Source organism: Escherichia sp. KTE172, assembly GCF_000408845.1.
GTDB classification, from domain to species: Bacteria; Pseudomonadota; Gammaproteobacteria; order Enterobacterales; family Enterobacteriaceae; genus Escherichia; species Escherichia coli.
On the sequence record NZ_KE137313.1, the window covers coordinates 14,464 to 33,535 of the forward strand.

Below are 19,072 nucleotides of genomic sequence, written 5' to 3' on the forward strand. Positions count from 1 at the left end.
TTGTCATGATACTTTATTTTGTCCTAATCCTTCTTTTAGGAGTGTTTACCTGCTTCGCAGGAATAAGACTTGGTTTAGGGCTTGCGGGGAAATGGAGAAAGGGTATGGATCTTCGCTTTTTGCTTCTTATTGGTGGGATTCTTTTTCTTCATCTTGGCCTTTATCTCTTAAAGGTGTTCGTGAACGCTTAATAAGGTGAATTTATGCGATGTGTGATTCTTTTGTTTTTCCTGTTTCAGATTTCCGGATGTACCACAAGGAATACCCTTCCTTCTGATGTTTCCGGCGAACTGGAACCCATTAACCACAGCCAGGTAATCAGTTATGAGTGAAAAAATCGAAAAGAAGATTGAGACAGCTAAATCCTTCGAAAGACAACTCTATGCAGAAAATGAACGGTCTAAGAAAAATGCATGGCGTGTTGCAGTGGCAGCATCATTACTGTCCTTATGTCTTGGGGCTGCAATTTGTGTTCTTGTGCCATTAAAAGAAAAAGAGCTTGCTATTGTGGCTGTTGGCGAAAAAACAGGCCGTACAGAACTGATTACTCAGGTTAAACAGGAAAAGATCCTGCAATCTGAAGCGCTTGGGCGGTATTTTGTAAACACGTATATTACTTTACGTGAAGGTTATAATTATCCGTCTCTTCAGTATGATTATGAGACTGTACAGCTATATAGCTCGAATACAGTAAAGGACGATTATCTTCGTCTGTATAACAGCGATATGGCTCCTGATAAAATTTATCATAATAACGGTTCTTACGTTGCGGTTGAGGTCATCTCCAATATTATTTCTGACGCAACCGCGCCAGATAAACTGGCCTCTGTGCGTTTTAAAAAAACGACGAGAAACTTCACGACCGGACAGGTTTCAGTTTCATACTGGACGGCTCGTGTGACATATCGTTTTGAACCAGAAAAGTCGGTTAAAAGTTCCAGTCGTGAGCTTAATCCTCTCGGTTTTACGGTAACCAGTTACCAGACAGATCGGGAAGTCAGGGGGGAATGATGAAGAAATTATTTATTGCTACATGTTTATTGCTTCCTGGGCTTGTGTATTCAGCAGCGACTCCGTTACCTTCTGGATTTGATGCAAGGATGCAGACTGTGAGTTATAACGGTGCGAATACGACCGTTATCCGGTCAAAGACAGGATTTCTCACATCAGTTGTTTTTGATGAAGGTGAGGCTGTTATCAGTGCAAAGGCTGGTTTTCCTGCCGGATGGGAAATCACAACCGATGATAATGTTGTTTACATCAATCCGCGTCCCGTTGTTCAGGAACAGGAAGGCGATGAAGGCGAAAAACTGAAAAAGGTTTTCCAGCCAACAGAAAAGGAATGGGACACGAATCTTTTTGTCAGAACAACAAAGCGGATTTACAGTCTTGATCTAATCCTTCTGTCAGAAGAAAAACAAGCGCAACCTGCTTATGTTGTACAATTCCGCTATCCATCAGAAATAGCGAAAAAGAATGCAGAAGAAGTAAGGCTGGCAAAAGAAAAACAGGAAAAACTCAGACAGAAGAAACTGATTTCTGAAAGTTTTGAAAAAGCCGATGCGCCTAAAAACTGGGATTATTTCATGCGAGTCAATGAAAAATATGACAGTCGTCGTATCGCCCCTGATTTTGCTTATGATAATGGCATATTTACCTTTTTAGGTTTTAACTCAGGGAAAGTATTCCCAGCTCCATTTGCTGTAAGAGATGGTCAGGAACAGACACTTGCTTTTAATGTGGAAACAAAAGGCAAGTATAAAATCATGGTTATCCACAACGTTAATGACAAATTTGTTTTACGCTATGGAAACAGCGTTGTTGGTGTTGTGAATAAATCTTTCGGAAAAGTATTAACCGACCAGAGGAATACATCTTCTCCTGCGGTAGAACGTGTTGAGGTGAATAATGACTGATATGAAAAAAACAGATGATTTAGTTGATGATGCGAATCAGTCAAAGCTGGAAAGTAAACCCGTTCATGATATCGGTGATATCAGGAACAAAAATAATCGTATGCGTTCTGGCTTTCTGTTTGGTCTGATGGCTGTATTAGTTATTGGTATTTTTGCGCTGAAAACATATAAAAATTATTTTGCAGATGACCAGCAGAAAGCATCAGAATCAACAGGCGATACCAGCATTTCTCAGGTAAGTAAAATCCGTACTGGTCTTGGTCAGAATTTTGACCCTGTTGAGAACAAAGCAATTATCAATCCAGGCGCTACTGGTTCTGGTAATACTGTTTCTGACGGTCATAAAGAAGTGCCACAGGAGGGGTTCAGGAAATATTTGTCAATACCTGTTGCTGGTCAGGGAGGGAGTCAGACTGGCGCGAGTGGCAGCAGCAGGACATCGCAGACATCAGAGCCACAGGAAGAAAGGAAAGAATCAAAAGAAAATGTGCCTGGTAAATCAGGAATGAAAGTGACTGCGATTAATCTCGATCCTGATCTCTATATTGAGGAAAACAGGCTTATACCGTGTGCTTTAACCACACGCTTTGTTTCTGATGTTGCAGGTCGTATCAGTTGTGTTTTTACAGAAGATGTATGGAGTGCTAATCACCACACAAAATTACTGGAACAGGGAACTAAGGCTTTTGGTCGTTACCAGACCGGAACGCTGAATCATGGACAGGGCAGAATGTTCGTTATGTGGGAGCAGTTGCGGACGCCTGATAATAAACGAATCGATATGGTAAATACAGCAGCGGCTGGTCCCCTGGGGGAAGCAGGCATTGATGGATGGATCGATTCTCACTTCTGGGAGCGTTTTGGTGGTTCTCTTATGCTCAGTATGGTTCAGGATGTAGCGGCGGCGGCGGCGGATAATGCACCTGGTAAAGATCGTAATGTGGATTATACCGAAAACTCACGACAGGCAATGGCTGAAATGGCTAAAGTTGCACTTGAGAATTCGATAAATATTCCTCCAACAATGTATAAAAACCAAGGTGACATAATCACTATTATGGTCGGGGAAGACATTGATTTTTCTGATATCTATGAGTTAAAGGTAAAATAGTATGAGTGGCGTTATTCCTGTCAGCATTAGCAATAAATCGCTCGATTTTTATAAAAATCAAGTATTCCAGTCTTTTCTTGATATTGAAGGGCTAACAGAAATTGCTGTCAACCGTCCTGGTGAAATCTGGACGGAAATTAATGGTGACTGGACATTCCATAATAATGACGGTGTGACCTTTGATTTTTGTAAACGTTTTTCTCAGACGCTGGCATCATTTCGGGGAGATGAAATCGGCGATACCAAGCCATTACTTTCAGCAACACTGGAATCAGGAGAACGTGTACAGGTCGTTTTTCCTCCTGCATGTGAGAGAAATACTATTTCAATCACTATACGTAAACCATCGACACGGCAGATAACGCATAAAGAATATGTGGCGAACGGTTTTTATGATTATGTCCAGTCAGGAAAAAAACACAGGACATACGATGATGAGCTTCTTGATTTATTCAGAGCGAGAAATATCGCTGCTTTTATGGAGCTTGCCGTAGCAGCAGGGAAAACCATTGTATTTGCCGGAGCAACGGGTTCCGGTAAAACAACCTATATGAAGAGTCTCATCGATTTCATACCATTGAATACGCGGCTGATTACGATTGAAGATGCGGAGGAAATCAAATTTTTTATTCATAAAAATTATGTGCATCTTTTTTACCCTTCGGAATCCGGCAGTGATTCCGGCTCTATCATAACAGCAGCGAAATTAATCAAATCCTGTTTGAGAATGAAACCTGACAGAATTTTACTGGCGGAAATTAAAGGTGGCGATGCCTGGGATTTTGTGAAAGTTGCTGGTTCTGGTCACAGTGGAAGCATGACGTCCATTCACGCGGCCTCGGCAAAAGATGCCATCATTCAGATGGTGACAAAATGTTATCAGAACAGAGAATGTCAAAATCTTCCTTTTGATGTTCTTCGTAAAATCATTATGGACAGTATTGATATTGTTGTTCATGTAGGCAGGGATGGTGTTGTCAGGCATATGAGCGACATCTATTACAAAGGGGCTGAATGTGAAAACTTTTAATAAGTCGCAATCTGTTTTTATATTCGCTGTTATGCTTGTTGCGGCATGGTTTGCAGGTTCATTTATTTTCTTTGTGCTTTACTTCAGCCAGATAAAGAATCTGAAACCATTGAAGGCTGTGTTCAGATCCATTGATGCGTACAGGATGGATATTTTTACAGACAGCCTTACTTTATCTGTTGTGACTACGGATATCAGAGTTTTAGCCTTTGTTGCACTTGGAGCAGGATTTGTCGTGTCTCTTATTATCCCTGTTGCGGCGTTGATAAAACTGAACGAGAAGAAAGATAATATTTTTGGTGATGCGCGATTTGCGACAACTAATGATATTCGTGAGTCTAACAGTTTCACGCTTGACGGTGACGAAAAAGACGGGATTATCGTTGGTATAAAAGACAAGAAAATCATACGCTATGTGGGAGCAGCATTCAGTGCGATGGGAGCCGGAACAAGGGCTGGTAAAGGTGCAGGTATAGTCATCACTAATCTTATGAAGTACTGGTGGAGTGTTATTATTCTCGATCCAAAAAGGGAGTGTTTTAATATCACCAGTCTTATCAGGAAGGTGATTTTAGGTCATGAGGTTTATAAATTTGATCCCTTTAGTCCGGTAACGCACCGCTTTAACCCTTTGTATTATGTCAGCATGGGAACGAGTGAAGGTTTTAATCAGCTTGAAAATCTTGCGTTGATTATTTACCCCTATAAGACAGATGGTGCGGATGCTGGTAGCTATCTTAATAAGACGGCGGGGGGTGTTTTTAAATCTTATGCTGTCGCTTTATGGTTTATGATTAAGAATGATAAGGCTGGACTAAAAACGCTTGATATTGAGCCTGTCTTCTCAATGTCTAAAATTAATCAGCTTTTTGAGCGTGCAGAACCCGAACATCTTCTTTCATTCATGAATGATATTCGTTCAGAATTAAGGGGGAAAGACAAAACGCTTGCTGATATTGGTGTCGCTGGCCTTAAGGCATTCATTGAGATGGAGGATAAAACAAAAGCACAACTCAAAAGCAACTTTCTTAATGGATTATCACCGTTTGCTAACCCCAATGTGGCAAATGCTACTGATGGAAATGATTTTGATTTGCGGCAGGTGCGGAAAAAGCGGATGACAATTTATTTCTGTATTTCTGGTGATAATGCCAGGTTGGCTGAAAAAATAACAAATATTTTCTTTCAGCTTGCTATACAGGTGAATCTTGAAAAGATGCCAACGGATGATCCGGAAATAAAACATGACTGCCTTTTTCTACTGGATGAATTCCCGTCAATTGGTGCTGTAGATTACATCAAGAGTAAATCTGGACTCATTGCTGGTTACAAGCTGAAATTGTTGATTGTTTACCAGGTCGGCTCTCAGCTTGAGGAAATCTACAGTTATGCAGGCAGTAAAACATTACTGGCAAGTGCACCCTGTAAAATCGTTTATTCCGCTTCTGATGTTAAAGATGCGCGGGAGTTATCAGAAGCGATGGGAACACGAACAGTAACTATCGGTTCGAAAAGCAAAAGTCGTAGTCGTGGAGGAACATCGAGATCTGAATCAGAAAGCCTTATTGAGCGTCCACTGGTAACAACAAATGAACTACTTACACTGAAATTTAGTGAAGAAATCCTGGCAATGAAGGGAGAAAACCCGATTCGTTGTGAAAAGGCATTCTACTATCTCCATGAGTATTTCTTTGGTGATTTTGTGAAGGTTGCTCCGGAACTTGCAAACATTTTCCCCAGGAAGAAAGGAAAGTTGGTTATGCCTCCACAGAAAGTATTTGAAAATGAAATCGTCGCAAAAGGGTATCTGGCAGTAAAAGAAGTTCCTGATCTCGATAAAGCGGCATAAAGGAGAACATGATGAAGAAGTTAGTGTTTTTATTGATTTCTATCCTTGCTGGTTGTTCATCACCGCCAGAGCCAACACCCGTGCAGTTTGAAAAGGCAAATGAAGTGATCAATCCCTCATTGCCATATGTCCCCGATTTTCACGGTGTCATAAAGTCAGACGTTAGCGGTAAAGGATGGGTTTATGAGATCACTTCCTTATCCGGAGTACAGGCCAGAACGCCGACGTTTTATTACGCTCTGGCTCATGCGGACAGGATTGTAGTGACAACACATGATGCTGGGCTGTGGTTTCGAATCAGAGATCTGTTGAAGATGGAAGGGGCAACAGCAGTCGTGGAGTGGCGAAACGAGAAAAGTTTTTTACCTGAACAGGGAAAAATAGTTTTCATTAAAGCACAAAACGAGGTGAAAAATGACTGGAAAAAATAGAGTGGTTTTACCTGCCTTGCTGGCGTTAGGATTAATATCAACAAATGCTAATGCATCTGATCCTTGCGCTTCGGTACTTTGCTTATATGGAAAGTGAGTGCAGAAGTGCTGAAAAGGATTTTTTTAATATTCTGAAAAAGAAAAAAGGAAGCATTCGCTGGAGTAAAACATTTGATGCCCGTAAAGCATTTCTGAATCAGTGTTCAACGGCTGATCCGGCTGCTATCTCAAAAATTATGAGTAAGTTCGGACGCGTTAAGGGCTGATTAAAACCTGATACCCGCGCCAACGGGTATCAGTGGACATACAGGAGAAAAATTATGAGCGAAATCCGATTTGTAACTCTGGAATCCGACTTTAACAATATTAAAGAAATTTATTCTGATGATGAGTTAAACCGTTTGCTGGAAGCTGTTAATCAGAATTGCCCGACCAGAATTGTGTTGGGTAGCGTGGAGAAGGGGAAAGAAACACCACTCAAGTGGTGTTTTAGAACAATACCAGAGCGTATTTCAATTGAGGAAATCGATGAAATAAAATTTATCCAGAATCCTTCTGAACAGGGATAAAGGTAAACGCCGCAGATTCCAGATTTTAATCTGGGATTTGCGGGGTTGAACAACCGAAGGGCGTTAGTTTCCCGTTATCCATGAGGTATATATGAAAGCAAGAAGTGTGAGAGTTGCCGGAATTGAAATTATCGATAGTGTTAAAACGGTCGCTTATGTTTTTACTGAGGCCTTACTGTTTATGGTCTGGTTTTCGGCAATTGTCTATGGGCTTTATCGTGTTGTTATCGTTTTATGGGATGATCCTTTAAAGCCGCAATCGCTCATGGAATTTCTTAATTTCATAGTTGAGTTGTATAGCTATGTACTTCCTTCGTTGGCTGTTATCGCAGTGGCTTTAATCGCCGTTTTATCCATTTGTAAAATACTCTCAGCAATATGGGAGGGAAGAAAGCAATGAGACATTTTCTTAAGGCTCTTTCCTTTGTTGTTTCCCTGTTACCAGCTACATTGTGTGCGGCTGAAATCCAGGGGAAAGTTATTCGCGTTCTCGATGGCGACACCATAGAAGTTAAAACACTACCCGCGAAAATTGTTGTGTATGAAGTTCCGATCAGGGTTCGATTGATAAATATCGATGCTCCTGAAAAGAAACAGGCTTTCGGGCACTGGTCAGCAAATCAGCTTAAAGCTCTGCTCGCAGGACAATCAGTTACCGTCTCTTATACGCAGACAGACCGCTACGGACGCATTATCGGTCGTGTGTTCACGACGAACGGCACGGATGCCAGCCGCTTTATGGTTCAGTCTGGCGCTGCATGGGTATATGAACGTTACAACACAGATAAATCATTACCGGCTTTGCAACGGGAAGCGCAGGAACAAAAGCGTGGTTTATGGGCTGACAGTAATCCGGTTCCACCGTGGGAATGGCGACATAAACAGAACTGACGCGCGTTGCTTGTGTTCATACGGGAAGTAACCCTGTTATGGCTAAAGCTGGGAGAATTAAAAAACTTATGTTCAAAGATGGTTCTGGTGCATACAGGATTCATCTTGGTCAAAATGAAGTTGTTCATATTATTCGCTTCATTCTTAACTCTAAAGTCAGGATGGAGTACGCCGTTGGGACTACTAAAAGTATGTCAATGCTCCACAATCTTTGCGAGGCAGGACGCGCTAAATTAAACCGCTCATTGCCACGTAAAGGTATCTGGAAACTTGGGTACTATGATGGTGTTTATTATCACGGTAAGGCAAGAAAGGAGGAAATTGAAAATGCTATGCGTTTCTCAGTTCATCCAAAATTTGACGAGCTGGAAAACGACTTTAATCAGTTCTTTTCTGATATTGATTTCTATACCCGGTATGGTCAGTCAGGTATGCGTAAAGTGCTCTTTACTGGCCCCCCTGGAACAGGCAAGACAACTATCGCAAAAGCTTTGGGGGCAAAGTATCAGGATAAGTATGTTTTTGTTTATGCCGATGATTACTTTAAAGATGTTTGCTACGCTGCTGCTCAGAAGAAAATACCCGTCATTATTATAGCTGAAGAGGTTGATGAACTTTATCGGGCTGATGCCGGAACGTTAAGTTTTCTTGATGGAGCTGATACACCGCGAAATGTCGCAGGTACATATGTGATCTTTTCTACAAACTATCCAAAACGCATCGACCCACGTATTAGGAAACGTCCAGGTCGAATTGACAGGATAATCTCTGTAGGTGCTTTCAGAACCAAAGCTGCTGCCGCTTGCGCCAAAATGTACTTACCAGAAGATGTAGAAATTGACCTTAAAGAGCTTGGCGCAGTGCTGGACAGAACGACTCCGGCTGAAATCAAGGAAATTATTAATATCGCAATCGGAATGATTCGCGGAACCAAAAATGAATTATCAGTGGATGTAATAAAAAATGCTCGTGCCTTTTTGAAAGGAACCCTTGATCTGAGCGTGCAGGAAGCAGATGAAGATATAGAGGAAAGGGAAGAGCTTTATAAAAAGAACGGGGCGCAACCTGACTATTTAAGTTACCTGGAGGATTAACACATGCAATATGCATTAGTTGATGCGCTGGAACGAAAATTTTTGCTGGATGCTCTTGAATTTGGTGTTCTGAAGGACTGGAAAGAAAATCCGGTAAAAGAACTTCCTGATATTGATGAATCTGTTCACCCCTTCCATATCTGTTATGGTGGATATTTATTAAACCCTGGTGTTTCAGATTCAGATATTAGCAGAAAAATAAAAGACCAGGCAGGATTCTGGCTGGCAGCTATTGATGATACCCGCATGGATTGTCATTCAATAGCTTATTATGATATTCACACACTCCCTCTGATTTCGTGTGGTCATCAAAAGATAGTTCCTTTTGCCGCGTTAATAAAAGCTGATGAATGCATCATTTCAAAAATTGCTTCGTATTCTGGTTTTGCTGTAACAGCCTTTTTGAGAATTAAAGAGTGGGATATTGCAACTAATATACTTAACCGTGAGGGAATTTTTGCCTTTAATGGCTGTGAGCGCAGATTCAGAGTAGTAAGTAAAGATAACTGGCAACATACAGTATCGGAAGAACGCGCTATCCGTTGTGCCAAAAGATTAATTCAATGTAAAGGATAACAAAATGAGACTTTTTATCGCAGAAAAACCCGCAGTAGCAAATGATATTGTTAAGGCACTTGGTGGCAATTTTACCCGCCATGATGGCTGGTTTGAAAGTGATAACGCCATTGTGACTAACTGTTTTGGTCATATTATCGAATCACAGCCGCCGGAAAACTATAATCCTGAATACAAAGCCTGGAAGGTTGAAACGCTTCCTTTACGTCTTTATCCCGTGAAGTATCAGCCTGTTGAAAGTGCAGCAAAACAGGTTAAAACGATTCTCGAGCTTATCAGACGTGGAGACGTGACTGAAATTGTTCACGCTGGCGATCCTGATGATGAGGGACAGCTACTTGTTGATGAAGTCCTGGAATATGCAGGAAACACAAAACCCGTAAAGCGCGTTCTGATTAACGACAACACGCTTCCGGCAGTGAAAAAGGCACTGGCAAATCTTAAAGATAATCGTGATTTCAAAGGGCTTTACCTTAAGGCGCTGGCGCGTTCAGTTGCTGATGCCGTCTATGGCTTCTCCATGACGCGTGCTTACACCATTCCGGCAAAAGCCAGAGGATATCAGGGTGTTCTGTCTGTCGGGCGCGTCCAGACTCCCGTTCTTGGCCTGATTGTGAATCGTACCCGTGCTAACCAGAACCATAAATCCAGTTTTTACTACACCATGACCGGAGTCTTTCAGCGTGGTGCTGATGTTATCAGGGCGAACTGGAAGCCAGGGGAATTTGCTCCGCTGACCGACCGTAAATTACTTGATAAAGCGTGGGCAGACGGAACGGCAGCATCCCTTGCAGGAAAACCGGCTACAGTTGAAGCGGCAGCAACTGATGATAAAAAAACGGCTGCACCGTTGCCGTTTAACCTGGTCAGACTCCAGCAATACATGAACAAAAAGTTCAAAATGACGGCACAAAAAACACTGGATATTACGCAACAATTACGTGAAAAATATAAAGCGATTACTTATAACCGCTCTGATTGCTCATATCTTTCTGATGAACAATTCAGCGAAGCGCCGCAGGTTATCGATGCCCTGAAATCAGTCTTTCCTCAGTCGCTGGATATTGATTCTGCACGTAAAAGCAAAGCGTTTAACAGTGCAAAGGTGACTGCGCATACTGCAATAATCCCGACCGCCAGTGTGCCTGATGTTAACGCACTCAGCACCGATGAGCGCAATGTTTACCTGGCGATCGCACAACACTATCTTGTTCAGTTCATGCCTGAAAAAGCATACCAGGAAGTATCGGTTGCCATTCAGTGTGGTGATGAGTCGTTCTATGCCCGTGCCAGAAAAACAACTGACAGCGGATTTGAGGCGTTTCTTGGCGCGGAAACCACAGACGAAGGTGAATCAGAAGATAATGATGATTCCGCTTTTGAACTGCTCTGTAAAATTCGCACAGGAGAAACACTGACGACAAAAGAAGTTGTCGTTAATGAGAAGAAAACAACACCGCCGCCATTATTTACCGAAGCCTCCTTGCTTGCTGCGCTTGTTCGCGTCGCGGATTTTGTCACTGACCCAACGATTAAGAAATTGCTGAAAGATAAGGATAAAGACAAAAAAGATGAACATGGTGGCATTGGTACGCCAGCTACCCGCGCAGCCATTCTGGAAACACTGAAGAAAAGAAACTATATCACGCTGGAAAAAGGGAAACTTATTCCTACTGATACCGGATATGCGCTTATTGATGCCCTGCCTGGTATAGCGGTTAATCCTGATATGACAGCATTATGGTCTGAAAAGCAGACAGCCATTGAAAATGGCGACCTGACGGTTGAAGAGTTTATTAATGAGCTGTACGGTGAACTGACAGGCATGATTTCTGATGTTGACCTGGGCGAGATGAAGATTGAACCCGCTGCGCCAGCAGGGCAGTTTCAACGCCTGGACTCTCCCTGCCCTTCCTGTGGTAAACATATTGTTATCAGACCAAAAGGTTATTTCTGTACCGGATGTGAATTTAAAATCTGGAGTGAGTTTTCTGGTAAGAAAATCACCCAGGCGCAGGCAGAAAAACTGGTTAAATCAGGGAAAACCGATTTGATTAAGGGATTTAAAAAGAAAAGCGGTGGAACGTATGATACAGTTCTTGTTCTTGAGGATAAGAAAACAGGGAAGCTGGGTTTTCCGGTAAGGGCTAAGAAGTGAAAACAAAGCAGGAATGGCTTTTTCAGTTAAGAAAATGTACATCAAGAGATACTCTTGAAAAAGTTATTGAGATTAACCGTTACAAACTGCCTTTATCAGAATCAGAGGCATTTTATTCTGCCGCAGATCATCGCCGCGCAGAACTGGTGATGAATAAACTGTATGATAAGGTTCCTTCCGGCGTCTGGAAGTACGTCCACTAAACAAGAGGATTAATTATGAGCGAACTGACTAAAGAAGATGAATACGGCATTATCAGCCGGACTATGATGAATATTCGTTCATTGCGTGTTTTTGCCCGTGAGATTGATTTTGAGCAGTTGCTCGAAATGCAGGAAAAGCTCAACGTTGTTATTGAAGAACGTCGTGAAGATGCTGAACGTGAAGCGGCTGAACGCCAGGAACTTGAAGCCAAACGTCAGCAGGCCATTGAATACATCATATCTTTAGGTCTTGATCCCGAATCACTCCTTGCTCCTGTAACAGCTGATACAGTGAAAACTAGGCGGAAAGCCAAAGGCGGAGTAAGAAAGGCTAAATACCGCTTTAAGGATGAAAATGGCGAGATCAGAGAATGGTCTGGTAATGGCAAGCGTCCGCTTGCTTTACAGAAGCTGCTTGATGAGGGCCATTTCATGGAAGATTTCCTCATTGACAAACTGCAACCTGGGCAGGTTGAATAAAATAATCGTGATGCCGTCGCAAACAAGTTTGCGACGGCAAATGGAGGGGACAGAACAGCCAGCGGCGCTGGCAAGAAATTTTATCGTTTGATAAAGAGGGAAAATGATGATCAAATCAAAAAAAGTAGTGGTTATTTTTGTTGCTTTGAGTTCATTCTTGCTGGCAGGGTGTGATTCACCAAAAGATGCTAATAAGCAAAACTTTGAAAAAGCTATTAATACTCGACTAGAGAAGGAATGCATTACCATTAGTCCGCTGGGAATGTTTGATAGTAAGCCTTATCCGGTTCAGATAGCTGTGGCTCAGGCTAATCGATACACATCTCAGGAACGGGCAGATGAAATAAATTCTCGACAGTTTTCCGCGCTGGATGTACTGGTCAAAGCCGATTTATTGACAGTAAAAAATACCCTGGTTGATGACGTTATTGGTTTTACTAAGACGGGTAAAAAAGTGCCAGGTCGTGAATATGCTCTGACAGATGAGGGGAAAAAATATCTGAAGTCTCCGGAACGACCTGATTTTTGCGTCGGTCATTATAAGGTGGATGAGATAGTTGATTTTACCGAACCTGGTGATGCTATGGGAATGAAGATCACGCAGGTGAATTACACATTCAGTCCCACCAGTATCGCTGAATGGGCGAAACGCGATGATGTTCGGGCTGCATTTTTAGGACTTGAGTCTGATTTGAAAGAGAAACAAACAAAACATATTACACTGGTTTTGAAAAATGATGGATGGTCTGCTGAACGGTAGGCTGTAATGGTGTTGCTACGTGAAAAATACCCCACGTATATCCCCTGCTTTTTCACGGATTTCACGTAGCGCACCGCCGTTAATGACTCTATCAAAAATACTCACCGATATTTTTCGCACTGCAAACAACCTAACTCACTGTAAAACAACAAATCAGCTTCTCGCCGGTGACGCATCGAGCACGCTGGCCAGCGCGATCCTCAGCTGCGACCGCTACAGTATTTTTGAACAAGATTACCCTCGCTCCAGTTTAATTCGCCAGGCAGTTAGACATACAGGTCATTCTGTCCAGACTTCATTAGTTACAACATTCAAATATTCTGTTCCTTTATCCGGTGCCCTGTTCCGGCATATGTGCCCATATCCTGGGTTATTCAGGATAACCGCTTCCTTTTCGCCCTGCCCTGTCGTTCATATCCACCTGGACAAAAATGCATTATCGGAAAAAATGTCCAAATTTTTTTTTTGGTGATCGGAATTTTTGTTGTCGGACGCACCTCTGCTTCAGGTCATAATTGCTGGCACGTCCAGAAAAACAGGTGCGGAGATTAAAAAATTGAGTGACTTACCCGCCAGCATTTTCCAGATTTCACGTAGCGACGCCTGGAATTTAACCATCTCTCCCGATGCAGCCCGTAATATGCGGGATCTTGCATCACAGATTGGCGCAGGAATGCCAAAATATCTGATAGCACCGGAAGTCTCACTGCTTCTCTCCTACATCGATGATCTGAACATACGTATGTACTTTGAGACGCTCTGGAATACCGGAGCACGACTGAACGAAGCTCTGGCGCTGAAACCTGCCGATTTTATGCTGACTCCGACGCGGCAGTACCCGCAACCCGTGGTGATCCTGAAAACACTCAAGCAACGTCTAAAAGAAGCAGAAAGAAGACCAGGACGTCCGACCACCAGACATCCACCATTACATCCTGATCCGCGATACAGAAAACCACCAGAGCCTGCTGTAAGGCTGGTTCCTGTTCTGGATGCCGGATACGCATTGCGTATGCGGGAATACCTGGCGACCTGGAAAAAGCGGATCAAACATCAGCCTGTGTGGGACATAACATCGAGACAGACACCGCTGAACTGGATAAACACCGCAGTGGCACGGGCAGAGCGTGACGGCGTAACATTTTCGGTTCCGGTCACTCCTCACACGTTCCGCCACAGCTACGCCATGCACCTGACAATGAGTGGCGTTCCTCCGCGCGTCCTGCAATCCCTGCTGGGACACCGTTATGCAAGAAGCACCGAGATTTACACCCGCGTTTTTTCGCTGGACGTCCTTACAGGAAGTGGCCTGTCCTTTACCTGCGATCCACAGCTTGCAAAACAGCTTCTTGGGTACCCTGAGCGCCTTAATAATGAGTAATAATACACACCATTAAACTATTGCCAGCACGCAATTGTACGGTTATACTTTCACCACAAAAGATTGTGTATTAATACACACTATTTAACCAGGAGGATTTTGTGATGGGAAAAATCATTACAGTTGCAGGACACAAAGGCGGCATAGGAAAAAGCACCGTGCTTTGTTCCTTATGTGTATGTGTCATAAAGAAAGGGAAAACAGCCTGTTTCCTGGAAACAGACTCACAGGGAAGTATCAAGGATTTCATCGAGGATCGTAAAACCAACGCCAGACTGTCAGAAATACCGTATTTCGAATGCTACACGGATATTCCGGCTATGGCACAAAAGCTGGCCGCCCGCTTTGATTATGTGTTTGTTGATACACCAGGCATGAAATCTCCGGCGTTCGTTAAAGCTCTGAGTTGTGCTCACATTCTTTTCACATTCATTGAGCCAGGATCAGGCATTGAGATCAACACACTGGGACGGCTGGTTTTCGACATTAAAACAGCACAGGCCGGAGTCAATCCGTCAATGAAAGCATGGATTGTCCTGAATAAGTGCTCAACTAACCCGTCAGACAGTGAAGCGTCAGAACTGCGCCGACAACTCAATGATGATCCAGACTGGCTTCCGGTTCCCCGCCAGCGTATCTATATGCGTACTGCGCATAAAAAAGCCTATAACAACGGTATGGGCGTACATGAATACGATGATAAACGGGGAAACAAAGCCCGTGGCGAGATTGAGTTATTGTTAAAAGAAACGGATATTCTGTAATGTGTATTATTACACACCAAATTTGATAATATACCCATATCCGATGCGATATACGGCGGGGATGGCTTATCTGACCAAGCCTGGCAATTTGCAGTACGTGGATGCCGGAACTTTCCCTGCCATAAATGATGTGTATAGTTACACACCTTATAAAAAGGATACCTTATGGCAAAGATCCCAAAGAAAATAGATCAGGAAATTAAACCACTGGATTTACGCCAGTTTGTAAGTTCTGCTGCACAAAAACCAGCATCGGCATCCGCAGTAACGCGTATAAATCTGACTATGACAGATGATGATCTGGATACAGCGCAGGTGTTCCAGAACAAGTACGGTGCAAGCCGTGCTGAAGTAATCAGAGCAGCACTGGCAGCGTTACGTCTGGTATCAGCAGAAGAACGTCGGAGGCTGTTTGATGATATAAGGAAAAACAGCCCGAAAGCAGGAAGACCAACCGTGAATAAATAGAGTGTTTTATTACACACTATTAAAGGGGATAAAAATATGCTCATAAAGATAATTAAATCTGTATTCAATTTTTACATGCTCTGTGTGCAGCCTTTTATTGGACTGGTTCTTGCGGGTTATGGTGCATGGAAATTTTCAGGTGACAGTATCTCAGCATTACTGGAACCAGCATCGTACTTTGTCATTGGAACTGTTGTTTTGTTTGTATGGTATATAGCATGGCAAAAAGAACGTTCTAAAGAAGAAGAGTTTAAATCAAGTATAAAACCAGAAGATTTTGTGAAGTGAGGATACGTAATAATACCAGTTTATAATCAGACATTAGGGCACTCAATCTATGGAACACTGCATCTTTGATTTAGGCATTATAAACTATCATCCTGTCATTACATGGACAGTACCAGTTGCATTTTTCTTTTTAGTATTGCTGGCTGGTATAGTATTCAATATTGGCAGGAAAAGTAATCTAATCGTTTTCATCCTGGCAATGTTGCTCCCAGTAACAACGGTTTTCATTTTTATGTTACTGGGCGGTAAGATCGATATGTGCTGACCAATTAAAAGAGGATTAAACAATGATAAATTCAATCGCGTTTAATCTTATAGCGTTATGTATAATATATATATCATCACTATTTAAAAAAAGTAACTTCAGAATATTTTATATAACTGTATCTACGTGCTCTTTATTATTATCATGTGTACCAAACAAGTACGGTATGATTGGTATAGCAGCATTGGTATTTACAACTATGTTAGGACCATTATTAATTATTTTAGAGGATAACAAACAATAAATTATGACAATGCGTTTGTTAAGCCCGCAAATATGTGGGCTTATTTTTAATTTCTAATATTTTTACTCTTCATCATCTCGCAGGAACTGACAAAAGTCTTCGCTCCCCATCATATCGACAGTATTTTTAAATTCGAAAAAAGAAATTTCTGTCATAGCACACACACGCTGGATAATCAGTTTTTTCTTTTGCTGTCTGACGGTTGCAGTTTCACCAAACTGGATAACAGCAAGGACTGTTTCATCATATGATTTCAGGACAAAATCACAGGTTATATTCTGCACTTCACGGATTAATTCTTTTACAGCTTCCTCGCTACCATGAGGACGAACAAATTCAATGAGTCGTATTTTGGGAAAAACGGAATAATCAGGTATAATATTACGTGAAAGAATGCCTAAAAACTCTGATTCCTTATTTGAGAGTAAGGGTACTTTAGTAAAACAATCAACCTCCCCAATGGCTGTAAAAGCATTGGTTGTCAAAGCTGGATTGTTCTTAATAAAATCAGAGAATACATTTTCAGTTGATGGCAAAACAACAGAAGAATTCTGTTGTTCATCTCGTTTTTTATTACGGTTAAATATCATTTCATATTCCTTTTAAAAGAGCCTGCGGCAGGCACAGGAAAAAACATCGTTTTTGGACAATCATGGATAAAATGTTAACATTTTGACCATGATTGTCTATCCTGCATTGTTCTTTACTGTCTGTAAGATCAGCGCTCATTCTTCCGGCGTTCTCCCGATACCAAAAAGACGGAACGCAAAACGGCTTTCGATCCACCATTCAAAAATCTGCTCTGCGCAACCACAAACAGTTAAGGCGATCCATGCAGCAAGAACAATGTAACCACTGACATCTGCACCCATGTACCAGGCGATAGTTAACCCCATCACTGCGATACCGCCTAAAAACTGCAACAAGAAACGAAATCCCGCAAGAATCCCCAATGGAATAACAACAACCAGATAAAGGGAAGCAGCCAGAAGGTATCTGACAGGTGTCAGCAGATAAAAGAACCTGGATGTTTTCTTTTTGTCAGAATAAACGGCATCATTTGCAACATCTGTTGAATGAGCGCCCAGGTCTCTCCTGATACGTTGAAAATCCACGATGTTATCTTTCATATCATCCTCTCTTTTAAGTGAGTTATAAAAAGAGAAAAAACAGGTAACGTAAACAGTAGCATTCTTTAATCACTAAACCAGAACGACTCTTCGAAATCCCATCCGGTTATTTCATGCCATAACTTAACCTTCTGAAGATCTGGCCTTGATAATTTTAACTTATCATCATATTCCCTTAAAGAGATAAGATAATTTTTCATAACATCGATACATTTTTTTGCCCAGGCTACCTCCGCAGAGCTTCCTTTAATGACCCTTGGTCTTGATGGCAATCGAGGGCGTAACGGTTTAGTTGCTATTTTTTTTCCATCATGTGTTTCATTCTCTACAAGATATGTGAACACAACAGACTCGATCTTTCTGCCGGACTTAATACCTTCATAGGTAACACTCAGATTCGTATTTGCATTGATAATATCAACAGCAGGATCAAGCACCCGTTTCTTAAAATCCTTATATACTGGATATTTCCCTGTAAGCCCGGTTCGCTCCTTCATCCATTCAATGGTTATAGGATCTGTCGAGATCACTCCACTATGTTTCTTATTTCTGTTCAGATTCTTATATTTATACAACCATGAATAAAGTCGAAATGAAAATGGCGTATCCAGTTTCACCATATGTTCAAGATTCATTTGTGTAAATTCGCTTTTCAGTTCATAAAGATATTGACTAACCGAATCTGAAAAACGCAAAGTTATGTCACTTTCACTATTCCCAACACCATATCTTATTGAAGAAAACCAGAATCGTTTGACTGCATCGATCCTTTTTTTTGCCTCGTTCCATTCATACGTAACAATTGGCTTTGAGCCTAAAGAACTCGCAGCAGATTTTAACTGTTCATAACAATTTTTCGAATCTAAAGAAAAAGTGTCCCTGTATTCCTTCGCAAACAATGTATATTCATTTGCAGGCTGTGGTTTACGGCTATCAATCTTAGTCAATGCCAGATACAGAAGACGCATTTCAATTAGCGTTATATCGTATGCACCTTCCAGCAATTGATTTCCCTGTGCCAACAAACTTTGAACATCATTACAGTCGCTATTTTTATTATTCTTTAAGACCATACAGCTCCCCTTCCTGTGAGTTAAAAATCAAAAGAAGTTTCTCACACCCAAATTAGGGACGCAATTTTTTTTTGTCCCTATATAGCTAATAAACCATAAATCTGTCCCCTGTTTGAAGGGTCAAACCTGGCTGAACGGCGCATTTTCACCCTCAGTCAGAGGCAGTCAATACAGCAAACCAGGAGGGAATGCATCATCAAAAACCCATCGAGCCAAACATCCTAAATGTGATCTAAGTCACTAATCCAATTCAGATTCATAGAGAATCCATAACGAATCCGAGTTGAATCTAAAAAAAGTTATCCACAACCTGTGGATAAAAAAGTTATCCACACTAAATCTGTCCCTAGTTGACCATAAATCTGTCCCCTTTTAACCATAAATCTGTCCC

At 41.8% G+C, this 19,072-nt stretch carries 23 protein-coding genes and 2 pseudogenes; 22 read left to right on the top strand and 3 right to left on the bottom strand.

What is annotated here, in order from left to right:
• The first annotated feature begins 324 nt into the window (after positions 1 to 324).
• From G434_RS23665 to G434_RS30900, 22 genes and pseudogenes are all read left to right on the top strand, one after another.
• On the top strand, positions 325 to 1,011 hold the full coding sequence (locus tag G434_RS23665; RefSeq protein WP_001290765.1) for a VirB8 family type IV secretion system protein: 687 nt from the start codon (positions 325 to 327) through the stop codon (positions 1,009 to 1,011).
• Positions 1,008 to 1,916 (top strand): P-type conjugative transfer protein VirB9, encoded by a 909-nt coding sequence (gene virB9, locus G434_RS23660; protein WP_001299943.1) that lies wholly within the window; start codon positions 1,008 to 1,010, stop codon positions 1,914 to 1,916. Before G434_RS23665 ends, virB9 begins: the two co-directional genes overlap by 4 nt.
• Positions 1,909 to 3,027: a VirB10/TraB/TrbI family type IV secretion system protein gene (virB10, locus tag G434_RS23655; protein ID WP_000131271.1), complete on the top strand. Its 1,119-nt coding sequence runs from the start codon at positions 1,909 to 1,911 to the stop codon at positions 3,025 to 3,027. The genes virB9 and virB10 overlap by 8 nt, the downstream gene beginning before the upstream one ends.
• Position 3,028: 1 nt before the next feature.
• A complete protein-coding gene (gene virB11 / locus G434_RS23650) occupies positions 3,029 to 4,057 on the top strand; it encodes a P-type DNA transfer ATPase VirB11 (protein ID WP_000017224.1) in 1,029 nt (342 codons plus the stop codon).
• Positions 4,044 to 5,906 carry a relaxosome-coupling protein TaxB gene (taxB, locus tag G434_RS23645; protein WP_000847103.1) on the top strand — a complete coding sequence of 621 codons (1,863 nt, stop codon included), beginning with the start codon at positions 4,044 to 4,046 and terminating at the stop codon, positions 5,904 to 5,906. Before virB11 ends, taxB begins: the two co-directional genes overlap by 14 nt.
• Before the next feature lie 8 nt (positions 5,907 to 5,914).
• A complete protein-coding gene (locus G434_RS23640) occupies positions 5,915 to 6,337 on the top strand; it encodes a cag pathogenicity island Cag12 family protein (RefSeq protein WP_001328552.1) in 423 nt (140 codons plus the stop codon).
• Positions 6,321 to 6,603: pseudogene (locus tag G434_RS23635) on the top strand (TrbM/KikA/MpfK family conjugal transfer protein). Before G434_RS23640 ends, G434_RS23635 begins: the two are co-directional and overlap by 17 nt.
• Before the next feature lie 54 nt (positions 6,604 to 6,657).
• Positions 6,658 to 6,906: a hypothetical protein gene (locus G434_RS23630; RefSeq protein ID WP_001290044.1), complete on the top strand. Its 249-nt coding sequence runs from the start codon at positions 6,658 to 6,660 to the stop codon at positions 6,904 to 6,906.
• 91 nt (positions 6,907 to 6,997) lie between these two features.
• Positions 6,998 to 7,306: a hypothetical protein gene (locus G434_RS23625; RefSeq protein WP_000647577.1), complete on the top strand. Its 309-nt coding sequence runs from the start codon at positions 6,998 to 7,000 to the stop codon at positions 7,304 to 7,306.
• On the top strand, positions 7,303 to 7,797 hold the full coding sequence (locus G434_RS23620; RefSeq protein WP_001215681.1) for a thermonuclease family protein: 495 nt from the start codon (positions 7,303 to 7,305) through the stop codon (positions 7,795 to 7,797). The genes G434_RS23625 and G434_RS23620 overlap by 4 nt, the downstream gene beginning before the upstream one ends.
• Before the next feature lie 14 nt (positions 7,798 to 7,811).
• Positions 7,812 to 8,891, top strand: a pseudogene (locus tag G434_RS23615) (AAA family ATPase); the annotation flags it as partial.
• A gap of 3 nt (positions 8,892 to 8,894) precedes the next feature.
• Positions 8,895 to 9,467, top strand: coding sequence for a hypothetical protein (locus tag G434_RS23610; protein ID WP_001199073.1), 573 nt, complete (start codon positions 8,895 to 8,897; stop codon positions 9,465 to 9,467).
• Between the two features lie 4 nt (positions 9,468 to 9,471).
• Positions 9,472 to 11,625, top strand: coding sequence for a type IA DNA topoisomerase (locus G434_RS23605; RefSeq protein WP_001235747.1), 2,154 nt, complete (start codon positions 9,472 to 9,474; stop codon positions 11,623 to 11,625).
• Positions 11,622 to 11,828, top strand: coding sequence for a hemolysin expression modulator Hha (gene hha, locus G434_RS0124525; RefSeq protein WP_000850859.1), 207 nt, complete (start codon positions 11,622 to 11,624; stop codon positions 11,826 to 11,828). Before G434_RS23605 ends, hha begins: the two co-directional genes overlap by 4 nt.
• Positions 11,829 to 11,843: 15 nt before the next feature.
• Positions 11,844 to 12,308 carry an H-NS family histone-like protein gene (locus G434_RS23600; RefSeq protein WP_001293133.1) on the top strand — a complete coding sequence of 155 codons (465 nt, stop codon included), beginning with the start codon at positions 11,844 to 11,846 and terminating at the stop codon, positions 12,306 to 12,308.
• A 103-nt stretch (positions 12,309 to 12,411) separates the two neighbouring features.
• Positions 12,412 to 13,068, top strand: coding sequence for a hypothetical protein (locus tag G434_RS0124530; RefSeq protein WP_000972911.1), 657 nt, complete (start codon positions 12,412 to 12,414; stop codon positions 13,066 to 13,068).
• An 82-nt stretch (positions 13,069 to 13,150) separates the two neighbouring features.
• Complete coding sequence (locus G434_RS30610; protein WP_236115859.1) at positions 13,151 to 13,540, top strand: hypothetical protein; 390 nt, start codon at positions 13,151 to 13,153, stop codon at positions 13,538 to 13,540.
• An 84-nt stretch (positions 13,541 to 13,624) separates the two neighbouring features.
• Positions 13,625 to 14,449 (top strand): tyrosine-type recombinase/integrase, encoded by an 825-nt coding sequence (locus G434_RS23595; protein WP_016238959.1) that lies wholly within the window; start codon positions 13,625 to 13,627, stop codon positions 14,447 to 14,449.
• Between the two features lie 104 nt (positions 14,450 to 14,553).
• On the top strand, positions 14,554 to 15,213 hold the full coding sequence (locus tag G434_RS23590) for a division plane positioning ATPase MipZ (RefSeq protein ID WP_000516230.1): 660 nt from the start codon (positions 14,554 to 14,556) through the stop codon (positions 15,211 to 15,213).
• A gap of 165 nt (positions 15,214 to 15,378) precedes the next feature.
• The gene (locus G434_RS23585) at positions 15,379 to 15,681 is read left to right on the top strand and encodes a hypothetical protein (protein ID WP_001062964.1); all 303 of its coding nucleotides are present in this window, start codon (positions 15,379 to 15,381) and stop codon (positions 15,679 to 15,681) included.
• Positions 15,682 to 15,717: 36 nt separating this feature from the next.
• Entirely contained in the window at positions 15,718 to 15,969 is a 252-nt protein-coding gene (locus tag G434_RS23580) for a hypothetical protein (protein ID WP_000905709.1), read from the top strand.
• A 49-nt stretch (positions 15,970 to 16,018) separates the two neighbouring features.
• Entirely contained in the window at positions 16,019 to 16,234 is a 216-nt protein-coding gene (locus G434_RS30900) for a hypothetical protein (protein ID WP_000399460.1), read from the top strand.
• A 306-nt stretch (positions 16,235 to 16,540) separates the two neighbouring features.
• On the opposite strand, the gene G434_RS23570 is transcribed toward G434_RS30900, so the two are convergent.
• The 3 genes from G434_RS23570 to G434_RS23560 all read right to left on the bottom strand — a co-directional run bounded on the left by G434_RS23570 (position 16,541) and on the right by G434_RS23560 (position 18,681).
• Positions 16,541 to 17,068 carry a DUF2726 domain-containing protein gene (locus G434_RS23570; protein ID WP_000577047.1) on the bottom strand — a complete coding sequence of 176 codons (528 nt, stop codon included), beginning with the start codon at positions 17,066 to 17,068 and terminating at the stop codon, positions 16,541 to 16,543.
• 135 nt (positions 17,069 to 17,203) lie between these two features.
• Complete coding sequence (locus G434_RS23565) at positions 17,204 to 17,608, bottom strand: hypothetical protein (RefSeq protein WP_000654313.1); 405 nt, start codon at positions 17,606 to 17,608, stop codon at positions 17,204 to 17,206.
• Positions 17,609 to 17,673: 65 nt separating this feature from the next.
• Positions 17,674 to 18,681 (bottom strand): replication initiation protein, encoded by a 1,008-nt coding sequence (locus G434_RS23560; RefSeq protein ID WP_000243324.1) that lies wholly within the window; start codon positions 18,679 to 18,681, stop codon positions 17,674 to 17,676.
• Positions 18,682 to 19,072 lie beyond the last annotated feature (391 nt).

Excerpts from the sequence above, each read along its gene's own strand:
- G434_RS23625 (WP_000647577.1), top strand. The coding sequence starts at position 6,998 with ATGAAAGCAAGAAGTGTGAGAGTTGCCGGAATTGAAATTATCGATAGT.
- G434_RS23640 (WP_001328552.1), top strand. The coding sequence starts at position 5,915 with ATGATGAAGAAGTTAGTGTTTTTATTGATTTCTATCCTTGCTGGTTGT.
- virB10 (WP_000131271.1), top strand. The coding sequence starts at position 1,909 with ATGACTGATATGAAAAAAACAGATGATTTAGTTGATGATGCGAATCAG.
- virB11 (WP_000017224.1), top strand. The coding sequence starts at position 3,029 with ATGAGTGGCGTTATTCCTGTCAGCATTAGCAATAAATCGCTCGATTTT.
- G434_RS23620 (WP_001215681.1), top strand. The coding sequence starts at position 7,303 with ATGAGACATTTTCTTAAGGCTCTTTCCTTTGTTGTTTCCCTGTTACCA.
- G434_RS23580 (WP_000905709.1), top strand. The coding sequence starts at position 15,718 with ATGCTCATAAAGATAATTAAATCTGTATTCAATTTTTACATGCTCTGT.
- G434_RS23570 (WP_000577047.1), bottom strand. The coding sequence starts at position 17,068 with ATGATATTTAACCGTAATAAAAAACGAGATGAACAACAGAATTCTTCT.
- G434_RS23585 (WP_001062964.1), top strand. The coding sequence starts at position 15,379 with ATGGCAAAGATCCCAAAGAAAATAGATCAGGAAATTAAACCACTGGAT.
- G434_RS30610 (WP_236115859.1), top strand. The coding sequence starts at position 13,151 with ATGACTCTATCAAAAATACTCACCGATATTTTTCGCACTGCAAACAAC.
- G434_RS23605 (WP_001235747.1), top strand. The coding sequence starts at position 9,472 with ATGAGACTTTTTATCGCAGAAAAACCCGCAGTAGCAAATGATATTGTT.
- G434_RS30900 (WP_000399460.1), top strand. The coding sequence starts at position 16,019 with ATGGAACACTGCATCTTTGATTTAGGCATTATAAACTATCATCCTGTC.
- G434_RS23610 (WP_001199073.1), top strand. The coding sequence starts at position 8,895 with ATGCAATATGCATTAGTTGATGCGCTGGAACGAAAATTTTTGCTGGAT.
- G434_RS23590 (WP_000516230.1), top strand. The coding sequence starts at position 14,554 with ATGGGAAAAATCATTACAGTTGCAGGACACAAAGGCGGCATAGGAAAA.
- G434_RS23560 (WP_000243324.1), bottom strand. The coding sequence starts at position 18,681 with ATGGTCTTAAAGAATAATAAAAATAGCGACTGTAATGATGTTCAAAGT.
- G434_RS23630 (WP_001290044.1), top strand. The coding sequence starts at position 6,658 with ATGAGCGAAATCCGATTTGTAACTCTGGAATCCGACTTTAACAATATT.
- G434_RS23665 (WP_001290765.1), top strand. The coding sequence starts at position 325 with ATGAGTGAAAAAATCGAAAAGAAGATTGAGACAGCTAAATCCTTCGAA.
- virB9 (WP_001299943.1), top strand. The coding sequence starts at position 1,008 with ATGATGAAGAAATTATTTATTGCTACATGTTTATTGCTTCCTGGGCTT.
- G434_RS23600 (WP_001293133.1), top strand. The coding sequence starts at position 11,844 with ATGAGCGAACTGACTAAAGAAGATGAATACGGCATTATCAGCCGGACT.
- G434_RS0124530 (WP_000972911.1), top strand. The coding sequence starts at position 12,412 with ATGATGATCAAATCAAAAAAAGTAGTGGTTATTTTTGTTGCTTTGAGT.
- G434_RS23565 (WP_000654313.1), bottom strand. The coding sequence starts at position 17,608 with ATGAAAGATAACATCGTGGATTTTCAACGTATCAGGAGAGACCTGGGC.